Source organism: Psychrosphaera sp. 1_MG-2023, assembly GCF_030548245.1.
In the GTDB taxonomy this organism is placed as follows: Bacteria; Pseudomonadota; Gammaproteobacteria; order Enterobacterales; family Alteromonadaceae; genus Psychrosphaera; species Psychrosphaera algicola.
In genome coordinates this window covers 26,423-47,573 of record NZ_JAUORW010000020.1, presented here as the reverse complement: position 1 = coordinate 47,573, position 21,151 = coordinate 26,423, and the positions used below count along the sequence as shown (strand labels likewise).

At 40.0% G+C, this 21,151-nt stretch carries 19 protein-coding genes and 1 riboswitch; of the genes, 13 read left to right on the top strand and 6 right to left on the bottom strand.

What is annotated here, in order from left to right; genetic code table 11:
• Window positions 1-30: 30 nt before the first annotated feature.
• Window positions 31-621 carry an aminoacyl-tRNA hydrolase gene (pth, locus tag Q4575_RS16860; RefSeq protein ID WP_215962033.1) on the bottom strand — a complete coding sequence of 197 codons (591 nt, stop codon included), beginning with the start codon at window positions 619-621 and terminating at the stop codon, window positions 31-33.
• A gap of 27 nt (window positions 622-648) precedes the next feature.
• Window positions 649-1,272: a 50S ribosomal protein L25/general stress protein Ctc gene (locus Q4575_RS16855; protein WP_303523583.1), complete on the bottom strand. Its 624-nt coding sequence runs from the start codon at window positions 1,270-1,272 to the stop codon at window positions 649-651.
• A gap of 287 nt (window positions 1,273-1,559) precedes the next feature.
• Between Q4575_RS16855 and Q4575_RS16850 the strand changes: the two genes are divergently transcribed.
• Window positions 1,560-3,461: a choice-of-anchor I family protein gene (locus Q4575_RS16850; protein WP_215962031.1), complete on the top strand. Its 1,902-nt coding sequence runs from the start codon at window positions 1,560-1,562 to the stop codon at window positions 3,459-3,461.
• A gap of 147 nt (window positions 3,462-3,608) precedes the next feature.
• Here Q4575_RS16850 and Q4575_RS16845 read toward each other — a convergent pair whose 3' ends face one another.
• The 3 genes from Q4575_RS16845 to lolB form a co-directional block, all read right to left on the bottom strand.
• On the bottom strand, window positions 3,609-4,565 hold the full coding sequence (locus Q4575_RS16845) for a ribose-phosphate pyrophosphokinase (protein ID WP_215962030.1): 957 nt from the start codon (window positions 4,563-4,565) through the stop codon (window positions 3,609-3,611).
• A gap of 71 nt (window positions 4,566-4,636) precedes the next feature.
• Window positions 4,637-5,500, bottom strand: a complete 864-nt coding sequence (gene ispE, locus Q4575_RS16840) for a 4-(cytidine 5'-diphospho)-2-C-methyl-D-erythritol kinase (protein ID WP_303523582.1) — start codon at window positions 5,498-5,500, stop codon at window positions 4,637-4,639.
• Between the two features lie 3 nt (window positions 5,501-5,503).
• The gene (lolB, locus tag Q4575_RS16835; RefSeq protein WP_215962028.1) at window positions 5,504-6,160 is read right to left on the bottom strand and encodes a lipoprotein insertase outer membrane protein LolB; all 657 of its coding nucleotides are present in this window, start codon (window positions 6,158-6,160) and stop codon (window positions 5,504-5,506) included.
• 130 nt (window positions 6,161-6,290) lie between these two features.
• Here lolB and hemA point away from each other — a divergent pair, with 130 nt between their 5' ends.
• The 12 genes from hemA to Q4575_RS16775 all read left to right on the top strand — a co-directional run bounded on the left by hemA (window position 6,291) and on the right by Q4575_RS16775 (window position 20,234).
• Entirely contained in the window at window positions 6,291-7,541 is a 1,251-nt protein-coding gene (gene hemA, locus Q4575_RS16830; protein WP_303523580.1) for a glutamyl-tRNA reductase, read from the top strand.
• A complete protein-coding gene (gene prfA / locus Q4575_RS16825; protein WP_215962026.1) occupies window positions 7,538-8,623 on the top strand; it encodes a peptide chain release factor 1 in 1,086 nt (361 codons plus the stop codon). Before hemA ends, prfA begins: the two co-directional genes overlap by 4 nt.
• A complete protein-coding gene (gene prmC / locus Q4575_RS16820; protein WP_303523579.1) occupies window positions 8,616-9,476 on the top strand; it encodes a peptide chain release factor N(5)-glutamine methyltransferase in 861 nt (286 codons plus the stop codon). Before prfA ends, prmC begins: the two co-directional genes overlap by 8 nt.
• Window positions 9,477-9,542: 66 nt before the next feature.
• A complete protein-coding gene (locus tag Q4575_RS16815; protein WP_215962024.1) occupies window positions 9,543-11,093 on the top strand; it encodes a DUF3369 domain-containing protein in 1,551 nt (516 codons plus the stop codon).
• 51 nt (window positions 11,094-11,144) lie between these two features.
• Window positions 11,145-11,507, top strand: a complete 363-nt coding sequence (locus Q4575_RS16810) for a SirB2 family protein (RefSeq protein ID WP_215962023.1) — start codon at window positions 11,145-11,147, stop codon at window positions 11,505-11,507.
• A 149-nt stretch (window positions 11,508-11,656) separates the two neighbouring features.
• On the top strand, window positions 11,657-12,460 hold the full coding sequence (locus Q4575_RS16805) for a tetratricopeptide repeat protein (RefSeq protein ID WP_215962022.1): 804 nt from the start codon (window positions 11,657-11,659) through the stop codon (window positions 12,458-12,460).
• A 287-nt stretch (window positions 12,461-12,747) separates the two neighbouring features.
• A complete protein-coding gene (locus Q4575_RS16800; RefSeq protein WP_215962021.1) occupies window positions 12,748-14,004 on the top strand; it encodes a DUF819 domain-containing protein in 1,257 nt (418 codons plus the stop codon).
• Between the two features lie 38 nt (window positions 14,005-14,042).
• Window positions 14,043-14,894: a 3-deoxy-8-phosphooctulonate synthase gene (gene kdsA / locus Q4575_RS16795; RefSeq protein WP_215962284.1), complete on the top strand. Its 852-nt coding sequence runs from the start codon at window positions 14,043-14,045 to the stop codon at window positions 14,892-14,894.
• A 347-nt stretch (window positions 14,895-15,241) separates the two neighbouring features.
• A complete protein-coding gene (locus Q4575_RS16790; RefSeq protein ID WP_215962020.1) occupies window positions 15,242-16,360 on the top strand; it encodes a beta-ketoacyl-ACP synthase III in 1,119 nt (372 codons plus the stop codon).
• 145 nt (window positions 16,361-16,505) lie between these two features.
• Window positions 16,506-16,700, top strand: a riboswitch (Lysine riboswitch).
• Window positions 16,701-16,789: 89 nt separating this feature from the next.
• On the top strand, window positions 16,790-18,166 hold the full coding sequence (lysC, locus tag Q4575_RS16785) for a lysine-sensitive aspartokinase 3 (RefSeq protein ID WP_272179867.1): 1,377 nt from the start codon (window positions 16,790-16,792) through the stop codon (window positions 18,164-18,166).
• Between the two features lie 26 nt (window positions 18,167-18,192).
• Window positions 18,193-19,335 (top strand): succinylglutamate desuccinylase/aspartoacylase family protein, encoded by a 1,143-nt coding sequence (locus Q4575_RS16780; RefSeq protein WP_303523578.1) that lies wholly within the window; start codon window positions 18,193-18,195, stop codon window positions 19,333-19,335.
• Between the two features lie 107 nt (window positions 19,336-19,442).
• Entirely contained in the window at window positions 19,443-20,234 is a 792-nt protein-coding gene (locus Q4575_RS16775) for a PhzF family phenazine biosynthesis protein (protein ID WP_303523577.1), read from the top strand.
• Between the two features lie 76 nt (window positions 20,235-20,310).
• Here the strand turns inward: Q4575_RS16775 and Q4575_RS16770 are convergent, their stop codons facing one another.
• The gene (locus Q4575_RS16770; protein WP_303523576.1) at window positions 20,311-20,997 is read right to left on the bottom strand and encodes an SDR family oxidoreductase; all 687 of its coding nucleotides are present in this window, start codon (window positions 20,995-20,997) and stop codon (window positions 20,311-20,313) included.
• Window positions 20,998-21,151 lie beyond the last annotated feature (154 nt).

The window sequence follows — 21,151 nt, the reverse complement described above, 5'->3', positions numbered from 1 at the left end:
TGTTAATTTGCTATGTAAGCAATTAGTTTGTTAACTGGCACTAAACGAGTGAAGGCGATTTTGCGCCTTCTTTAAATCTTGTTTAAGCCAGATCTCGGTGCAACGAACGGCTTCGTCAATCGCTGCATCCATTAATTCTTGATCATTTCGGGGGGCTTTACCCAACACCCAACCTGTCACTTTTTCCCGACTTCCGGGGTGACCAATTCCAATTCGCAGACGATAAAATTCTCTATTGTTTGCGAGTTTTGCAATAATATCTTTTAATCCGTTATGACCGCCGTGGCCACCACCTTTTTTAAACTTGGCAACACCAGGTTGCATATCAAGTTCGTCATGTGCAACTAAGATTTCTTCTGGTTTTATCTTGAAGAAATTTGCAAGGGCAGCAACTGATTTACCGCTTAAATTCATGAACGTGGTTGGTACTAAGAGACGAATATCTTGTCCAGCAAAATTGATCTTTGCGGTATATCCAAAATATTTAGGATCGTTTTTTAAAGAAACATTATTGGCTCGGCAAAGTTCTTCGATGAACCAAGCTCCAGCATTATGGCGGGTGTGTTGATATTCGGGGCCTGGATTTGCCAGGCCCACGATAAGTTGAATGGTGCTACTCACGAATTGTCCGTAAGCTCAATCATTCAATTATTCAGCGTCAGCTGCTTCTTCAGAGTCTTCGTCAGCTGCTGCAGCGCCTTTAGGAGCGTGCAATGTTACAACTGCGTTGTCGTGAGATTCACCTTTAGTTAACTCAACAGATTCAACGCCAGCTGGTAACGTAATTTCACTGATGTGAAGTGTTTGACCAACTTCCATATCTGCAACGTTTACTTCGATGAACTCAGGTAAGTTCTTAGGAAGACAAGTGATTTCTAATTCATTTACAACGTGAGTAATTACGCCACCTTTCTTAATTGCTGCTTCTTCGCCAACGAAGTGAACAGGAACTTTAGTGTGTAATTTATGTTTCGCGTCTACACGTTGGAAATCTAAGTGTAAAACTTGGTTTTTCCAAGGGTGACGTTGCATATCTTTAAGAATAACTTCTTCTTTTGCACCATCAATTACTAACGTAAGGATATGTGAATAGAAACCTTCATTTTCCTGCGCTAACCATACTTTATTATGAGAAAGGGCTAGGTTTTGCGGCTCTTTATCCGCACCGTATATAATTGCAGGAACTTGTTTGTCGTGACGTAGGCGGCGGCTCGCACCCGTACCTTTATCAGAACGAACTGTAGCTTCTAATGTGTAAATAGCTTCAGACATGGAATTCTCCAAAAAACTTTAAATAAGTTAAGTATGTTTCCTCCCGCGACCAAGAGAAAACTCGACCCCCTCAAAAATGAGAGGCGGAGTATTCTAATTGAAAGGTCAATAGACCACAACCGTTTTATGAACATTACAAAAAGACGTCATTTTTATTGTGATTAAAAAAAAGTGTCATATTACTTTTTATTGGTCATAAATTTGTTTCAAAACTGCCGTCAAATTTACATCTTTGTTCATTAACCTCTTCGACCTAATTTAATAAAAATAATAGGTAAGTGGATAAAATGAGTTTCGCTAATTTAAAATTAACATTATTGAGTGCGACTATTGTCGGGATTTTAACAGGATGTTCAGTTGAAGATGGAGAGCAGGGCATTCAAGGTGAACAAGGGCTGGTTGGTGAAGCCGGTGCTGATGGTGCAAATGGTGCTGCAGGTGCTGATGGCGCAGCGGGCGCTGATGGTGCGGCGGGAAAAAATTATCCTGTTGAACTAAACATCGAGATTGTTGGTCGTTTCGCGACAGGAGTTTATGGAAAATCAGCGGCGGAAATTGTTCAGTTTCATAAAACGTCAAACTCAGCGTTTGCAGTCAACAGCGCTACAAATCAAATAGACGTTATCAGTTTAGCAACATTATCTACTGTCCCTGTTAGTACACCGACTAGCGATAATAGCCTTTCATCAACAGCATTTACCTATGCCGATTCAGTTTTGGTTAAACAAGCTGATGACTCAGATAAAACAATTATGCTTGGCGGAGCAAACTCGATAGCGATAAAGGGCAACTTGTTAGCCATCGCTGTTGAAGCGAAAGTAAAACAAGATAACGGCGCTGTACTGTTTTACGAATTAGACGTTATGGGTAAAGGAACTTTTGTCAAAGCAGTTGAAGTTGGCGCCTTACCAGATATGGTAACATTTACACCAGATGGCACTAAGGTATTGGTTGCTAATGAAGGTGAACCTGCAACTGATTATAGTGTAGATCCAGAAGGGACGATTAGCGTCATTGCAGTGGCGTCATCTGTGCCTGCAGATAAAGCAGAAGCGGTTAATTTCACTTCTGATTTGGTATTTAAAAGCGATTTATTAGACCCAGAAGATTACGATACACCAGAAGAACAAATGACCCTTTTACAAGAAATGGGCGTGAAGTTTGCGGGACCAACGGGCAACACGGCAGCAAAAGATATTGAACCTGAATACATCGCTGTTTCTGCTGATAGCAAGATGGCTTACGTATCACTGCAAGAAAACAATGCAATTGGTGTGGTTGATTTAACGAAGATGACCGTTGAAGTTAAACCGCTAGGATATAAAGATTGGTCAAACTACGAGCTCGACTTTACCAACAAGGACGAACTTGCGACATTCCAATCTGTACCTGGGTTATTAGGTATGTATCAACCTGATTCTATTGCTACTTACAGTTGGAACGGTGCGACCTTTATAGTTTCTGCGAATGAAGGTGACTCTCGAGACTACGATGCGTATTCGGAAGAAGTAAGAGTTAAAGATCTTATTGACCCGGATGAAGAAAATAAGACGTTATCTACTGAGTTACAGTCAATATATGATCACTCTGGTGGCAAAGATGGCTTAGGTCGATTAAAAGTTACAACGTCGATGGGTGATGCGGATAACGACGGCGAATTTGAATCGCTATACAGCTACGGAGCACGTTCATTTTCGATTTGGGATCAAAACATCAATCAAGTTTACGATTCAGGTGATGAGTTTGGTAAAATTTCATCTGCGATTCTAGGTGAATACTTTAATGCAGCACATACGGAGAATACCGGTGATAATCGTTCAGATGACAAAGGTGGTGAGCCAGAAGCTATTGATGTGGGAATGATTGAAAACCGTAACTACGCATTTATTGCTCAAGAACGTGCCGGGGACTTATTTGTCTATGACGTAACAAACCCATTTAATGCTAGCTTTGTTGCCCATTACAACAATCGTGATTTTGACGTAGATTACGAAATGGATGATGACCTAGATAATCCATGTGATGAAGCTGAAGGGATGGATTGCGAAAACGTCGATTCTGCAGGAGATTTAGGACCTGAAAGCATCAAGTTTGTATCAGCTGAAGATAGCCCATCAGGAAATCCGTTGTTGATCATTGGTAATGAAGTAAGTGGTACAGTTACTATTTATCAAGTAACTGAAAAGTAATTTAGCAATAACAGCATCAAGGGATAGCCATTGTCTCTTGATGCTTATTTGATATCTTTGACTCGTTGTTCAGTTTAACGTTGACCAACAAGCACAAAAAAAGCGACTTATTGTCGCTTTTTTGATCTCTGGTAGATGTGTACGAGATTAGTGTTCGAACATCGCAGAGATAGATTCTTCGTTGCTTAAACGACGAATTGCTTCAGCTAGCATGTTACCTAGTGTCAATTTACGCACATTTGGTAATGCTGCAATTTCTGGTGACAAAGGAATAGAGTCTGTCACGATAACTTCATCAATAACTGAATTTTTTAAGTTTTCGATCGCGTTGCCTGAAAATACTGGATGAGTTGCATAGGCAAATACTCGTTTTGCGCCGTGTTGCTTTAATGCCTCTGCCGCTTTACATAATGTACCACCGGTATCAATCATGTCATCAACCATAATACAGTCACGACCTGCTACATCACCGATGATGTGCATTACTTGTGCAACATTCGCCTGCGGACGACGTTTGTCGATAATCGCTAAATCTTTGTCATCTAATAATTTCGCGATGGCTCTAGCACGCACAACACCACCAATATCTGGTGATACAATGACGGTATCGTCGGCAATGTTAAAGCCATGTTTGCGCATGTCTTCAACTAGAATAGGGCTACCAAATACGTTATCAACTGGTACGTCGAAAAACCCTTGGATTTGTTCGGCATGTAAATCAACCGTTAAAACGCGGTCTACACCAACGCTAGACAAAAAGTCTGCGACAACTTTCGCTGTAATTGGAACACGAGCAGAACGAACACGACGGTCTTGACGGGCATAACCAAAGTATGGAATGACTGCGGTAATTCTACCGGCAGATGCACGACGCAAGGCGTCGACCATAACAATGAGTTCCATTAGGTTGTCATTACATGGTGCACAAGTAGATTGCACGATAAATACATCTGAACCACGTACGTTATCATGGATTTGGACACTAATTTCGCCGTCGCTAAAGCGACCAACTGTTGCGTTTCCAAGGTTTATGTCGAGACGTTTACTGATGACTTCTGCAAGTTCTGGGGTAGCGTTTCCAGCGAAAATCTTAATATCAGGCACGGATATTTCCTAAGGCTTTGTTGCGATACATTTTCAGAGGATAGACAAAAGTTGCCGTAACCTCCACGATATTATCCAAAAAGAACTTGATGTGTCGGCGAAATATTACAACCTTTCGCGACGAATCCAGATAACTCTTCAGGCAATTGTTGAAATACTTTTTGGGCTTGTTGTTCAGTTGCAAATTCTGCAAAAACACAAGCACCTGTCCCAGTCATACGAGACGGCGCGTATTCTAACAACCACTGCAGTGCTTTGGCAATGATTGGATACTTTTTAACGACTAAACTTTGGAAGTCATTTTTTAGATCTGTCGTGATCCCACTGTAATTTAACGTGTTATTGTCGAGTTTTGGCGTGTTTCTCGGGAGTTCAGGATGACTAAATAATTCTTTAGTATTTACATGGGCATTAGGAGTTAATACTAAATACCAAGCATTATGTACATTATAGGTACACATTTTGTCTCCGGTACCTTCAGCAATTGAACTTTTGCCACGAATAAAAATAGGGACATCGGCACCTAGTGTATTCCCTAGGGCCTCTAAATCGGCGGTGGAATGCCCTAAGTCCCATAGTGAATTGAGGGCTAACATTGTGGTTGCCGCGTTTGACGAGCCTCCACCAACGCCACCACCCATTGGCAACCGTTTATTTAATGTAATATGAACGCCTTTTTCAACCTTATTTAATGTTAAGTTAACCAGTAGATTTGCTGCTTTGAGGACCAAGTTATCGTCAGTTTCTAATGCTTTGATATTACAAGTCAGCGTAATCTTCCCACTGGCGTTTGTTTCAAAGGTCATCGTGTCGCCATAATCGATAAAATGAAACAAAGATTGCAATTCATGATAGCCGTTTTCTAGCCGACCATTAATGTGTAAAAATAGGTTCAACTTTGCCGGTGAAGGTAAGGTTAGTTTTTGATGTGTCATGGATTAACCTTGTAATGCCCAGTCTGTAATAGAGAGTTTAATACGATTATTCGGCGATTTTAGCTGTAAGCTTTTCGGTAAATCAAATTGCATCACAGAACGCCAACTTTGGTAATCAATTTGCCAAATAGCATCGCCATGAAAAACTTCAATATGTTTTAATCTGCCTTTCTCATCTAACTTTGTCTTGGTTTTAAGATTGTTTTTAGTCGATTGCTCAGTGGATTGCTGAACACCAAGGACCCAGAAACGTAATTGTGAAATAGGTAACTGATAACCCGTTAGCTGCGCAACTAATATTTCAGCGGTATGTCCATAATACGTTTTACCGTCAATAGTCAGTTCGGCTTCATCATCGTTAACAGATAATTCGAACATATTAATACCAATTAAGGTATTCAGTGAAAATTCAAAATTGTCGCCTTTTTGTTGCCAATAAAAATAGCCCGATACTTTTTCATTGTTCGTGGCAATCATCATTTTTCCACGGGCCGTCCAATGTGATAATTCTGCTGCAGTTTGCATGTCTGCGATGTTTTTTATATTGGTTTTTGGCATTAATGAGCAGGCAACCAAGATATTTACCAACAAAACTGAGGTTAAAAACTTTAGGATTAATGTATATCGGGACATTTTGAACAATGAATGGTTATTTTTCACACAACTTCCAGCTTAAAAGTGACTTAATCGACAAAATCGATTCTAACATGCTATTTCAGTCTTTTAAAAACCTTGGGTTTTTCGTAGAATTGCACGCTTTTCAATTTTCAGGGCGCTTAAAAGCCAATATATGACGGTTATTGCACTAGGTTTAAATCACAAATCGGCTTCGGTTGAGTTACGCGAGCGCTTAGCGTTTACGCCGGATAACTTACCGGACGCGCTAAAAACTGTGCAAAAAGAAGCGGGGTGTGACGAGGCTGTCATTTTATCGACATGTAACCGAACCGAAATTTATTGCTTTGGCGACGTGGCTGAACCTGAAAAAGTAATCAAATGGTTAGCTGATTTTCATCAGCTCAACCCTGCTGATCTTCAACAGCATTTATATATCCATCGTGATGTAGACGCTACTCGCCATTTAATGCGCGTCGCTAGTGGGTTAGATTCAATGGTGATTGGAGAACCCCAAATATTGGGGCAAGTGAAACAAGCTTACCAACAAGCCAAATCTGTAGGTACGATTAAAACGTATTTTGAGCGGATGTTTCAACAGTCGTTTTCCGTTGCCAAAAAAGTTCGAACGGAAACCGATATTTCAGTGAACGCCGTATCAGTAGCTTTTGCTGCGGTCACATTAGCAAAACAAGTCTTTGGCCAATTTACAGACAAACGCGTTTTGTTAGTCGGTGCCGGTGAAACTATCGAACTTGTAGCAAAACATGTTTATGAGCAAGGCGCAAAAGACATCACGGTAGCGAACCGGACGTTAAGCCGTGCAGAAGCCGTAGCTGAGCAATTCTCTGCCAAAACGTGTACCTTAAGTCAGATTTCTGAAAAAATAATGGAAGCGGACGTTGTTATCAGTTCGACTGCTAGTACGTTGCCTATTATCGGTAAAGGCATGATAGAAAATGTACTGAAAAAACGAAAACACAGACCAATGTTTCTCGTTGATTTAGCGGTACCGAGAGATATTGAGTCACAAGTTGCTGATTTAGACGATGCTTATTTGTATACCGTAGACGATTTGCAAGATATTGTAGCGAACAACATGCAGGCGAGAAGTGCAGCCGCTGAAGACGCTGAAATTATCATTAATGACAAAGCATTTATCTTTGACGATTGGTTGAGCAGTTTAGACTCAGTTGATCTAATCAAAGATTACAGAGATCAAAGTATTTCTGTCAAAGACGAATTATTAGAGCGAGCCCTTAATCAACTGCAATCTGGCAATGATGCTGAGCAGGTACTTAAAGAGTTAGCTAACAAATTAACCAATAGACTCATTCATGCGCCGACGTCAGCATTAAAAGATGCGGCAGAGAAACAAAACAATGAAGAATTGGCTATTATTAAAACCGTATTGGGGATCCAATGAAAGATTCGATAGTGAGTAAATTAGAAGGCCTCTCTGAGCGCTACGAAGAAGTAGAAGCCTTGTTGAGTGACCCAGAAGTCATTGGTAATCAAGAAAAATTTCGAGCGTTATCGAAAGAATATTCTGATCTTGAAGACATTACAAAAACATTTAAATTGTACCAAGCTGCCCGTGAAGATTTAGACGAAGCGAAAGCAATGTTAGAAGAAGACGATGCGGAAATGCGTGAAATGGCGCAGGAAGAATTAAAGTCAGCAAAAGTCAGCATTGAAAAATACGAAGATGAATTACAAATTTTAATGTTGCCTCGTGATCCAAACGACTCGAACAACTGCTTTTTAGAAATTAGAGCAGGTGCAGGTGGTGATGAAGCGGCTATTTTTGCCGGTGATTTATTTAGAATGTACAGCCGTTACGCTGAATCTAAAAAATGGCGTGTGGTACTTATGAGTACCAACGAAGGCGAACATGGCGGATTTAAAGAAGTTGTTGCCCACATCACAGGTGATAATGTTTACGGAACGATGAAATTTGAGTCTGGCGGTCACCGAGTACAACGTGTGCCAGAAACAGAATCTCAAGGTCGGGTGCATACCTCTGCATGTACTGTAGTTGTTATGCCTGAAGTTCCAGAGGCAGAAGCCATCGAAATAAATACAGCGGACTTAAAAATTGATACTTACCGTGCTTCTGGTGCCGGTGGTCAGCACGTTAATAAAACAGACTCGGCGGTACGTATTACCCATATCCCAACGGGGATTGTCGTTGAGTGTCAGGATGAACGTTCACAGCACAAAAACAAAGCCAAAGCGATGTCTGTATTGAGTGCTAGGATGCAAGCTGCGGAAGATGAAAAACGTAACGCTGAGGAAACCAGCATGCGCCGTAATTTGGTCGCCAGTGGAGACCGTTCTGAACGTGTTCGTACCTATAATTTCCCACAGGGGCGTATGTCAGAACATCGTATCAATTTAACCTTATATAAATTAAATGAAATTATGGAAGGTGATTTAGACTGTGTACTTCAGCCGTTAATGAACGAATACCAGGCGGACTTACTAGCGTCTATGGCTGATGAATAACTCCTATTTACCAAACAGTATTAAACAGCTGTTAGACAATGCAGCAAACGAATTTTCTGCATTGTCTGACTCTGCCAAGTTAGACGCAGAACTGCTGATGTGTCATGTGTTAGATTGCCAACGAATATACTTGTTCACTTGGCCCGAAAAGTTGTTAGAAACACCGCAGTGCGACCAATTTTTTTCGCTTGTCGAAGAACGAAAAACTGGGCGTCCTATCGCGCATATTGTCGGTAAACGCGCATTTTGGGATTTAGAGTTGGCGGTAAACGACTCGACGTTAATTCCAAGACCGGATACTGAAATTTTGGTCGAAAAAGTTCTGGAAATCATCGAATCTAAGGGACCAGAGCAGGGAGAAGGTCTCGACTTAGGAACTGGTACTGGCGCTATCGCATTATCATTAGCGAGTAGTTTACCTAAATGGCAATGGACTGGTGTCGACATTATACCCGAGGCCGTATTGCTAGCGCGACATAATACCAAACTGAATCAGATCCCTAATTGTCAATTTGTTGAAAGCAGTTGGTTTACCGCATTGGCTGATCAAAAATTCGACTTTATCGTTTCTAACCCACCCTATATCGACGAAAATGACCCACATCTTAATCTGGGCGATGTTAGGTTTGAACCTAAAACGGCTTTGGTTGCAAAAGGACATGGATTGGCTGACATTCGTTATATTGTCGAAAACGCTCGACGTCATTTAAAAAGAAACGGCAAACTAATTCTAGAGCATGGCTTTGAGCAAGGTGTGGAAGTACGCCACATATTACGCGACTTTAATTTTCAATATGTTGATACATTTAAAGATTTAAGTGGTAATGACCGAGTTTCAATTGGCTATTTCTGATAATTGGGTTAGGCTCATATTGTTCGCATAGCGAAGTTGAAGAACATAGAACTAGAAGGCAGCAATATGAACGATGATTTTTTATTTGCGGATGATCAGTTTGACGACGAAGAAGTCGCGACAGTAGGAAGTTGGAAGGTTTTAATTGTCGATGATGAGCCTGAAGTTCATGCCGTAACCAAATTGGCGTTAAGCGACTTTACCTTTCAAGACCGAACCCTTGAATTTATCAGCGCATACAGCGGTGAAGAGGGTAAAGAACTCATCATCAAACATCCTGACGCCGCGATTATTTTATTAGATGTGGTAATGGAAACCGACGATGCAGGGTTGCAAGTCGCTAAATTTATTCGTGAAGAAGCCAAAAACCAAAAAATTAGAATTATTCTTAGGACTGGCCAACCCGGTCAAGCTCCCGAACGCCAAGTCATTGTCAACTTCGATATAAATGACTACAAATCAAAAACAGAATTAACCGCACAAAAACTGTTTACTGTCGTTATGTCTAGCTTACGCGCTTATAGAGATATTATTGCGCTTGAACATAGTAGACAGGGATTGAAAAAAATTATTGAAGCGTCAGCTAACATTTTCTCTATCCATTCGATGGATCAGTTTATTGACGGCGTGTTACAACAATTAACTTCAGTTTTAGGTTGTGGCGAAGAAAAAGCCATGTATGTAACGAATTCATTAATGGTTAATTGTACAGAGTCAGAACACCAACAAAACTTGCGCGTTATCGCGGCTCAAGGCGATTTTGAAAACACTGTAGGCAAAAGCGTCAATGATGTTTTAGAAGATGAACTTCGCCTCGCATTTGAAGAAGCCATTACAAATAAATCGATTGTTTATCATGGTGACTATTTAGTTGCCTATTGTTCGAGTCGTTTTTCAAGCAATTCAATACTCTACATTTCGGGTTTACCAACGAACGTTGGCGTTGATGAAAAAGTATTAATCGAAATGTTTGCGCAAAATGTTCAAATTGCCTACGAAAATGTTCAATTGCAAATCGAATTAGAAGATACTCAACGTGAACTCGTTTATCGTTTAGGTGAAGCGGTTGAACAATGTTCGACGGAAACTGGAAATCATGTGCGTAGAGTCGCAAATATTAGTCATATGTTAGCTTCTAAGTCTGGCTTAAGTGTCAGTGACGCTGAACTTGTAAAAAATGCAGCACCGCTTCACGATATTGGCAAAGTAGGGATACCAGAACACATACTGCACAAAGCAGGGAAGTTAGATCCAGATGAATGGCAAATGATGCAAACGCATGCTCAAGTCGGCTACAAAATACTTGAAGGCTCTAATCGAAACATTATCAAAGCGGGCGCCATTATTGCAAAAGAGCATCACGAAAATTGGGATGGAACTGGTTATCCAGACGGTAAATCCGGCGAGGATATCCATGTGTTTGCAAGAATTGTTGCATTAGCTGATGTATATGATGCATTACGCCACAAACGTTGTTACAAAGAACAGTGGGAACCAGAAGAAACGCATAAGTTTATAATGGAGCAAAGTGGTAAAAAGTTTGATCCAAAACTTGTCAGCATATTGATGGACTCAGCGGCTGAGTTAGAGCAGTTAATGAACCTCTATCCAGACTAATTTACTGCCATTAGGTAATTACAATTACATAAGTATTAAATAGGGAAAAAAATGTATTTTGCTGTTAAACATAGTCACCTGGCTTTTGTGCTGTTAAGCGTAGTATTTTTTTATTATCGTTTTTATCGATTTAAAATTCAGAATCGACCAAAAACTCGATTCTTGGCAATCGCCCCACACATTATAGATACATTTTTGCTAATATCAGCAGTGGCTATGTGCTTTGTCATTGAACAATATCCAATCCAAACAGCCTGGTTAACGGCTAAGGTTTTGTTTGTTATCGGTTATATAGGGTTTGCCATTGTAGCGATTAAGTCGGCAAAACCAGCAAAGAGTTATAGCTTTTTGGCCGCGGCGACCGTGTGTTTATTATTTGCCGGCAAAATAGCGGCAACCAAAAGCGTATTCTAGCCTCATTACATTTATTTTTTACTCGTCTTATAAGCGGCACAGATTCGATTAGCGAATGAAAGAATCGTTAATGTGATATCTACATTGGGTTGAATTCCCTCTGTGCCGACTACATATACCCTTAGTAGTACCGTCATTATAGAGAAGTTATGTCAGCAAATTGGTTGTATCAGGCGGAATCGTCTGATGAATTGTTACAAGAAGTCCTGTTATTAGAACAAAATTGGCAATATGTTTTTTCAATCAAAGAAATTGAAGAGCAGTTAGCAGCGCATGTTGCCTATCTGAAAAATATTGATCATTCTGAACTCAATCCAACCGACAGGTTTTATGCATTGTTGGACGTGATTTTTGACGAGTTAGCGTTTTCAGGACCCGGCATGCAAACCATACCTGAAAGTTCATTGGCCAATATATCGTATTGCATAATGCACCGCACAGGCAATTACCTGAGCATGAGTGTCGTTTTAGCGTACCTATTGAAACAGCTCGGTTTTGATGCGTCAATTGCCGAAGTTGAAGAACAAATTGGACTGGTTATCAAATTGTCTAATTCTGAGTTAATTGTAGTAGACGCTTTATCTGGCGGTTGTGAGTATCTCATCTCCTCTGATGATGTGCGCGACAGTATGACAAACGAAATTGCGACGTTTGCAAAACCTATCCCGACTGATGAAATTGTCAAAATTTTATTAACCGAACAAAAAATCTTTATGCTTGAAGAAGGGTTTTTAGAAGAGGCATTAAACTGCGTCGAAACCTTAATGGAATTACTTCCTGAAGATCCTTATGAACGTCGCGACCGAGGCCTTGTATTACAGCAACTCGAATGTGACAAATGGGCCAAAGACGACTTTGATTACTTCATTAAGGCGTGTCCAAACGATCCCATGACAATGTTCTTGAAAATGCAGATGGATGATCTCCACGGTCAACTAGAAACCATCCACTAAAGTTGCGTCAATAGACGATAAAGCATCTTGGTTTTGGTGCTATTTTCTGTTTTTGTTGTTTTTAATTGCTTACACCACTTAATCCTTGAAATAAAATGTTTTTAGAGTCACTCGTTGATTAAGCATTCCTGTTTGAAAATAGTGAAATGGTATTACATATAACGTTTTGGAAAATATGTAAAAAAGTGGTATAAATTCTCCTCTGTTCGACAACTCAAAATAATGCCACTTAGAGCAATTAAAAGGTTGTCGTTTCCCTACAAAATAAAAATAATAATGAGGTTTATATGGCGACGCCATTGATCACAAATGACGCCACGGTCTTAGGTTTGTTAGCAATTATTCTGGGGTTTGTATTTTATACAAATCAAAGTGAAAACGCCTCGTGGAAAAAGTTTTACAAATACGTTCCCGCATTATTTTTGTGTTATTTCCTTCCCTCTATTTTAAACACAGCTGGCATAGTCGATGGTGCAAATTCGAGTGTTTATTATGTAGCGTCAAGATTTTTGTTACCTGCCTGCTTAGTGTTATTAACGATAAGTGTAGATTTAAAAGGGATAATAAAATTAGGACCAAAAGCACTGATCATGTTTCTTACCGGCACTCTCGGCATCGTGGTTGGGGGACCAATCGCGCTGCTAGTTGTCTCCGCACTTGTTCCAGATTTACTTGGCGTAAACCCTGAGGGGATTTGGCGAGGTATGACAACAATTGCCGGAAGTTGGATTGGCGGCGGTGCTAACCAAAGTGCGATGAAAGAAGTATTTGAACTCTCATCATATGATGTCGGTGGTGAAATTTTCTCTGCGATGGTTACGGTGGATATTTTTGTCGCTAACATGTGGATGGCCGTTTTATTAATTCTTGCTGGTAATGCCAAACGGTTTGACGAAAAAACCGGTGCTGATACCACTGCAATTAATGCATTACGGAAAAAAGTAGAAGACTTTGAGAAAAAGAATGCCCGGATGCCTATGCTGCCGGATATAATGATGATCTGTGCGATTGGCTTTGGTGTCACAGGTTTTGCTCATTTATTTGCAGACTTGATAACGCCTTGGATGATTGAAAACTTTCCGGAAGGTAAAAAACTCAGTTTTCACAGCAAATTCTTTTGGATGATTGTTTCGGCCAGCGCAATTGGCGTTTCGTTGTCCTTTACTAAACTGAAAAAAATTGAAACCGTTGGGGCCTCAAAAATCGCCAGTGCATTTTTGTATATTTTAATCGCCTCTATCGGCTTACATATGGATATAACGGCAATTGCCGATACTCCAGTATACTTTGTCATTGGCATCGTTTGGATGTTGATCCACGCAACGTTAATGTTGAGTGTAGCAAAGCTGATCAAAGCGCCATTGTTTTATATGGCGGTTGGTAGCCAAGCAAATGTTGGTGGCGCTGCGTCTGCCCCAGTAGTTGCGTCTGCGTTCCATCCGTCTTTGGCACCAGTAGGTGTTTTATTGGCTGTTTTGGGGTATGCAATTGGCACATTTGCAGCTTGGTTTTGTGGCATGATTTTACAATCAGTTGCCATCTAGACATTGTATTAAACTAATTGGAAACAGTAATGACTGAAATAAATACGCAATCTATCAATTTAAAAAACGGCATTGAAGTCGCAAACGACAAACCGTTTGTATTGTTCGGTGGCATGAATGTATTGGAATCTAGAGATTTGGCGATGAAAATTGCTGAACATTATAAAGAAGTTACCACTAAACTTGGGATCCCATATGTTTTTAAAGCGTCATTTGATAAAGCGAACCGTTCGTCTGTTTCGTCCTATCGTGGTCCGGGTCTTGAAGAAGGGCTGAAGATCTTCGAAGAAGTAAAAGCACAATTTGATTTACCAATTATCACCGATGTTCATGAACCACATCAAGCAGCGCCTGTTGCTGAAGTTGTGGATATAATTCAATTACCAGCATTTTTAGCCCGTCAAACGGACTTAGTTGTGGCGATGGCTAAAACCAATGCGGTCATTAATGTTAAAAAGCCGCAATTTTTAGCACCACACGAAATGCGTCATATCATCAACAAATTTAATGAAGCTGGTAACGACCAAGTTATTTTATGTGAACGTGGTAGTCAATTTGGTTACAACAACCTTGTTGTAGACATGTTGGGAATGGACGACATGAAACGTTTAGCGCCTGTTATTTTTGATGCGACACACGCGCTTCAACGCCCTGGTGGACGTGCCGATTCAGCGGATGGCAGACGAGCACAAGCAGCAGAGCTAGCTCGTTCTGGTATGGCGTTAGGTATTGCAGGGTTATTTATTGAAGCGCATCCAAATCCAAATGAAGCAAAATGCGACGGACCTTGTGCATTACCGCTAAATAAACTGGAAGGGTACTTGTCTCAAATGAAGCAAATAGACGATCTTGTAAAGTCATTTGCCCCATTGGATACAGCAGCTAACTAATATCAATAGCGTCAGTAAGCTCCCCAATTTTAAGTTTACTGACGCTTTTTAAATATACTTTTCATTTAAAAATAAATACTTAACCACGATAAATTCAATGCTTGTTTTTCCCTTTAATTACTATGTAATTAAAATCACTGTAATAATCTAATGAGTGCAAATGCTCGCCACAATAAATATAAGTTTTAGGGTGTTTAACATTTCGCTTCAACACGTCAGATGACTAATTAACTTCCGGTATCTAAAGTTATTTTGAGTTTAATTGTCTTTATTTTTCGAAAAGGTTGCACTTTGGGTTCGCCAGGCGAATAATAACCATAAGATATAATTAAGAATTCGAGTTGTATATGACGAGTGTTGTAATTTCAGGTTCTGGCCTATTTGTGCCTCCTTATAAAGTGTCTAATCAAGAGTTAGTAGATGTATTAAATGCATTTTCAGAGAAGTTTAATAGCGAAAATGCCGTTGAAATTGCAGCTGGAACTGTTGAAGCCAAAAAAACATCCAGTGTAGAATTTATAGAAAAAGCTTCAGGCATTAAATCACGTTATATGATGTGTAAAGACGGTGTTACTGACATTAATGTTATGCACCCAAAGCTTGTGAAGAATGATGTCGATACACCGCCTGAAATGGTTTTGATGGCGGTTGAAGCTGCCAAAGAAGCATTAAAAGACGCAAACAAAAATGCCGAAGATATCGACTTAGTCATTTTAGGTTCGTCAAATATGCAGCGCTCATACCCATCTATGGCAGTCGAAGTGCAAAGTATTCTAGGGGCTCAAGGATTTGGTTTTGATATGAACGTTGCTTGTTCTACGGCAACGTTTGCGCTTATTAATGCGGTAAATGCGATTAAAAGTGGTTCTGCAAAAACGGTTCTGATCGTAAATCCGGAGTTCACTACGCCACAATTAGACTATTCTAACCGTGATAGCCATTTTATATTTGGTGATGTTGCAACTGCATTAATCATCGAATCGACAGAGACTGCAACGTCAGACAATCAATTTAAGATCATTAACACCAGTCAAGTTACTAAGTTCTCAAATAACATCCGCTGTAACCATAGTTATGTGGACCATTGTTACGAATCTTTGCCTGCCGACAATAGTTTCTTTTTTCAAGAAGGCCGAAAGGTATTCAAGGAGTTATTGCCAATGGTGACCACAGTGATTACTGAGCATTTAGGAAAAAACAATTGGCCAGTTACAGATGTAAAGCGTATGTGGCTGCATCAAGCTAATATAAATATGAATTTGTTTGCGGCTAAAAAGTTATTAGGCCGTGAACCTGAGTTTTTAGATGCGCCGTTAATTTTAGATGAATTTGCGAATACAGCGTCAGCGGGCTCTATTGTTGCGTTTCATAAATACAAAGATGATTTTACCTCTGGAGATAAAGGGATTTTGTGCAGTTTTGGTGCCGGATACAGTGTGGGTTGCATTAGTTTAGAGAAAATCTAATCAAATTGTTTTTATATTGTTTTTAATTAGTTATGTATTAGTTTAAAAAGTTTGAATGATTTCTTGACTTTTTACTCTAATTTTTTGTTTAATACACGCGTTCCAGCAGGTTTGGAACAGGTTGTTGGTTAAGTTATTAACCGACAACACCAGAAGAGGCGCGTTGGTCAGGCAGTTAACTGAAGAGATCTCAATCTCGAGGCAAGTTAATGATGGGGCACAACGCCGAGAAAGCACTTAGTTGAGAATAAGTGATTTCGGCTCGCAAGGTTGAATCCTTGCAGTTGTCACCTGGATATTTAATAAACAATGTTTATTAAGGTGGAGAGCTTCTGGCATGTAAAGACGTCTTACTTTGTAAGTCCTACCTAAATATGCCTTGTTCTTCTTAATAAATTGATTTCTATAAATTTTATTAAGGAAGACTGAATGTCTAACTCATTACAATCTTTAACTGTTGCCAAATTTGGTGGCACAAGTGTCGCAAATTTTGAAGCGATGAGCCGTTGCGCTCAAATTATTTTGGATAATAACGATATCCGTCTTGTTGCCGTTTCAGCATCCGCTGGCGTAACTAACCTTTTGGTTAAACTTGGCAATGAGAGTCTAAGCGCAAATGAGCGCGAAAGCGTTTTGCAACAGATCAGAAATATACAAAATTCAATTCTAAATGACTTGGGTCGCCCGCAAGATTTAGAACAAGTTATCGAACAACTGTTGGGGCAACTTGCTGAAGTTGCAGCGCAGGACGACGTATTAACCTCTACTAAATTGAAAGATGAAATTTTGTCTTTTGGTGAAAGAATGTCGAGTCAGTTATTTGCAGCGGTAATGAACAAGGTTGCAAACGCCGATGTAGCAACGTCATTTGACGGTCGCCAGGTTCTTAAAACTGACAGTACATTTGGCAAAGCAGAACCAAATCTTGCCGTTACTAAACAACATGCTACGGATGTTTTGGTACCACTATTGAAAGAAAAAGTTGTTATAACTCAAGGGTTTATTGGTCAAGACAGTTTTGGCAATACAACTACGCTAGGACGTGGTGGTTCGGATTACAGCGCTGCATTATTTGCAGAAGCGGTTGACGCCTTTGCATTGCAAATTTGGACAGACGTAACGGGGATTTATACTACTGACCCACGTATCACTGACAAAGCTCGACCAATCGGTGAGATTAGCTTTAATGAAGCGGCTGAGATGGCCACGTTTGGTGCTAAGATTTTACATCCAGCGACGTTAATACCAGCAATTCGAAGTGGCGTGAAAGTGTTTGTTGGTTCTAGCTTAGAGCCAAATGCCGGTGGCACTTGGATTTCGAAAGAAGTCAGTCATAAACCGGCATTTCGTGCTGTAGCACTTAGAAAAGATCAAACATTGATTACGGTAACAAGTCCTGAAATGTTACATGCAACGGGGTTCTTGGCGCGCGTATTTGCGATTTTAGCAAAACACAAGCTATCAATTGATTTGATCACAACGTCTGAAATTTCTGTCGCATTAACAATTGATAACCCACCTAATACACCGATGGCTGATTTAACAGACGCTTGTATTCGTGACCTTAAAGATTTCTGTTCAGTGAAGGTCGAGTCTGACTTGGCACTTGTTGCGGTTATTGGTAATCACATCCACAGTGGCCAAGATGGCACAGGCCGTATTAGCAGTATATTTAGAACAGTTGAAAACGATCAATTGCGTTTGATTTGTCATGGTGCCTCGCAACATAATGTGTGCTTCTTAGTAGAACAAGCATCCGCAGAAAACATTGTTCGTAGAATACACGACGATCTTTTTGCTGCGTAATAAAGGCTAGATGTTGTAATCACCTAATGATAAAAATTGAAAAGCAATTGCTTACCTTAAATCAGGATATCGCCGGTCAAGAGATTGGCATTCCTGTTTATCGGTTAAGCCCAGAAACTGCTGAAGCACAACGTACTGTGTATATTCAAAGTGCAGTGCACGCGGCTGAAATGCAGGGCAGTGCGGTCATTCTAAAGTTAATTCAAAAACTGCAGGAGTGTCATCTCAATGCTAATTTTGTCCTCGTTCCAAATTGCAATCCGTTTGGACGCACACAACGAGCAGGCGAATATTTGCAAGGCCGGTTTGACGCAACGAATGGTAATAATTGGAATCGTTTTTATCATTACGATGAGCAGCAAATAGAAGCGTTTTTTTCCACATTAGATTTACCTAAGATTACTGAAGCGTTTGCACAGCAAGGCTCTAAAAATGCAATGGAAGACGACATTGTGTTTAAATTACGATTGTTCTTAAAACAACAACTCGAAAATAAACTTGAGTCCCAATGGGGCGTAAACACCGCCCAATACTTAAATTCAACGTTGCAAAATATGGCGATTGAAGCGGATCTTGTATTAGATTTACATACGGGTCCATCTTCTACTCGACATATCTATAGCCCTAATTTTCTCGCAGAGCAGGCAACTCAATTTCAAATTGAAACCGTTATTTCAATTCCAGAAAAGTTTGCCGGTGCACTCGACGAAGCCAGTTTTACTCCATTAGTAAAATTGGCAGAACTCTTTGCGAAACAGGGCTTAACATTTGAGTATAGGGTACAAGCTTATACCGTTGAACTTGGTTCACAGGAAAACATCTGTCTTGAACAGGCTAAAATGGACGCAGACGGTATATTAAACTATTTGCAGACTCATCAGTTTATCGATGGCTTTAAACCGTTACCGGCAAAAGATGTTACGATTACTGACTTAAGCCAATACCGTACATTGTTTTCAAAATACGCTGGCATGGTTGAATATTTGGCCAAACCCGGGCAAATTGTGCAAAAAGGACAAGTATTGGCAAGAGTGTTAAATTCACTCGAGTTTGATACGCAGGAAGCAATTAAAGAAATCGTTTCTCCCGTTAGCGGTATTGTTATCTTGCATTACCCCTCAGCTGCGGTGCAAATTGGCACTCAATTATTTAAAATTGCCGCACAATAAGTTTTTGTTTTATATCCCAAAACCATGTTTTTGCTTTATAGTTCATTAATTAGAATGATCATATTTGCTTTACCTAAGTAACTATCCACAAAGGTTTAAGGATAAAAATGAAGTTGCCAATTTATATTGTAGACGCATTTACCAACACACAGTTTAAAGGTAATTCTGCAGCCGTCGTATTGTTAGATACTTGGCTCGATGACGGTGTAATGCAGTCAATCGCAATCGAGAATAATCTGTCTGAAACCGCTTTTATTTCGATAAAGGGGCATAATGCTTACGATATTCGGTGGTTTTCTCCTATTACTGAAATCGACTTTTGTGGTCATGCAACATTAGCCGCGTCATTTGTATTATTTGAGTATTACCAAGTAACAGGTGAAATACAATTTAGTACAGATAAAGTTGGAGACTTGTTTATATCTAGACAACCTACTGGTTTTATCGAAATGAAATTTCCTAATCAAGAGCCAGAACCAGTATTAGATATTCCATCAGAATTACTTGCAGGTTTAAGCAAGAAACCAATTGAAGTATTAAAAAATAGGCAGGCTTATTTTGCTATTTTTGAAACAGAAGAAGATGTGACTTCGTTGCAGTATGAGTCAGAAGCGTTAAAATCCTTGGCACCATTGGATGTTGTTGTAACCGCAACAGGCGACAAATATGACTTTGTCTCACGCTATTTTTGGCCTGCGAATGGTGGTGATGAAGACCCTGTAACCGGATCCATTCATTCTGGTTTAACACCATATTGGTCTAAAAAATTAAACAAAACTGAGTTAAAAGCTTACCAAGCCTCTTTTAGAGGGGGTGAACTGTTTTGTTCTATTGTTGGTGAGCAAGTTTTAGTTTCAGGACAGGCCGTTGTATATCTGACAGGGACAATCGACATCTAAGACGATTATAGAACGCTCGTATGAGAGGTCTATAATCGAATCTTCAATTTCACCAGATTAGGCGAGATGACATTGGCTAGAAGTTTTCTTCACATTGCGGACGGATAACAAGTTCGTGAGGTTGCACATTTTCAGGCATATCAATGACATGTTTTATCGCGACGGCTACATCGTAAGGGGATAGGTATTGAGGTCGGCTAGTTTCTCTAAAATCGGTATCGACACCGCCTGGGTAAATTGAACTCACTTTAATATTATTTTCCCTGAGTTCTTTGCGCATTATTTTGGTATAAGAATCAAATGCCGCTTTACTCGCAGAATAGCCCGCAATTCCGGGGTTTGAGAATAGACATGTCGTTGACATTACGTTAATGACAAAACCTTGTTGTCGCGCAATCATATCTGACAATACGGACTGCATAAATTGGATTGGTGCATAACAATTTATTTTCATCATCCAATCTAATTCGTTAATGGGTAATTCGTGACCCGCACCTCGAGCCGAGTTTAGCCCTGCACAATTAATTAGGACATCAATGGCGCCTGAATGCTCAATTGAGTTAACACAGAAATCATTTACCGCCTCAAAATCACTTACACAAAAGCTTGCGTGATTTGCTGCTGGTAATTCCAATTGGGTTAGCGTCGATGCAAGTTTTTGCTTCGAGCGACCACAAAGACTTAAGGTATGACCATCTTTTGATAATAAAATAGATAGGGCTTTGCCTATTCCAGAAGATGCGCCTGTAATTAATATATGCATGTAGAATTCACTTTGAATGTTGTGCCTTATTTTGGCATTTTCGTTAACTTAAACATGGACCAATAGGGTAATGACATCTGCACCCGATAAGTTGGTTAAACGTTTACATCGGTAGCACGGTATCTCACTCAGCGTCATACTGCAATATAGAACA

What these genes read in the sequence shown, in the direction of transcription:
- Q4575_RS16855 (WP_303523583.1), bottom strand. Translation starts at nt 1,272, where the DNA reads ATGTCTGAAGCTATTTACACATTAGAAGCTACAGTTCGTTCTGATAAA.
- Q4575_RS16850 (WP_215962031.1), top strand. Translation starts at nt 1,560, where the DNA reads ATGAGTTTCGCTAATTTAAAATTAACATTATTGAGTGCGACTATTGTC.
- ispE (WP_303523582.1), bottom strand. Translation starts at nt 5,500, where the DNA reads ATGACACATCAAAAACTAACCTTACCTTCACCGGCAAAGTTGAACCTA.
- hemA (WP_303523580.1), top strand. Translation starts at nt 6,291, where the DNA reads ATGACGGTTATTGCACTAGGTTTAAATCACAAATCGGCTTCGGTTGAG.
- prfA (WP_215962026.1), top strand. Translation starts at nt 7,538, where the DNA reads ATGAAAGATTCGATAGTGAGTAAATTAGAAGGCCTCTCTGAGCGCTAC.
- prmC (WP_303523579.1), top strand. Translation starts at nt 8,616, where the DNA reads ATGAATAACTCCTATTTACCAAACAGTATTAAACAGCTGTTAGACAAT.
- Q4575_RS16815 (WP_215962024.1), top strand. Translation starts at nt 9,543, where the DNA reads ATGAACGATGATTTTTTATTTGCGGATGATCAGTTTGACGACGAAGAA.
- Q4575_RS16810 (WP_215962023.1), top strand. Translation starts at nt 11,145, where the DNA reads ATGTATTTTGCTGTTAAACATAGTCACCTGGCTTTTGTGCTGTTAAGC.
- Q4575_RS16805 (WP_215962022.1), top strand. Translation starts at nt 11,657, where the DNA reads ATGTCAGCAAATTGGTTGTATCAGGCGGAATCGTCTGATGAATTGTTA.
- Q4575_RS16800 (WP_215962021.1), top strand. Translation starts at nt 12,748, where the DNA reads ATGGCGACGCCATTGATCACAAATGACGCCACGGTCTTAGGTTTGTTA.
- Q4575_RS16790 (WP_215962020.1), top strand. Translation starts at nt 15,242, where the DNA reads ATGACGAGTGTTGTAATTTCAGGTTCTGGCCTATTTGTGCCTCCTTAT.
- lysC (WP_272179867.1), top strand. Translation starts at nt 16,790, where the DNA reads ATGTCTAACTCATTACAATCTTTAACTGTTGCCAAATTTGGTGGCACA.
- Q4575_RS16780 (WP_303523578.1), top strand. Translation starts at nt 18,193, where the DNA reads ATGATAAAAATTGAAAAGCAATTGCTTACCTTAAATCAGGATATCGCC.
- Q4575_RS16775 (WP_303523577.1), top strand. Translation starts at nt 19,443, where the DNA reads ATGAAGTTGCCAATTTATATTGTAGACGCATTTACCAACACACAGTTT.
- Q4575_RS16770 (WP_303523576.1), bottom strand. Translation starts at nt 20,997, where the DNA reads ATGCATATATTAATTACAGGCGCATCTTCTGGAATAGGCAAAGCCCTA.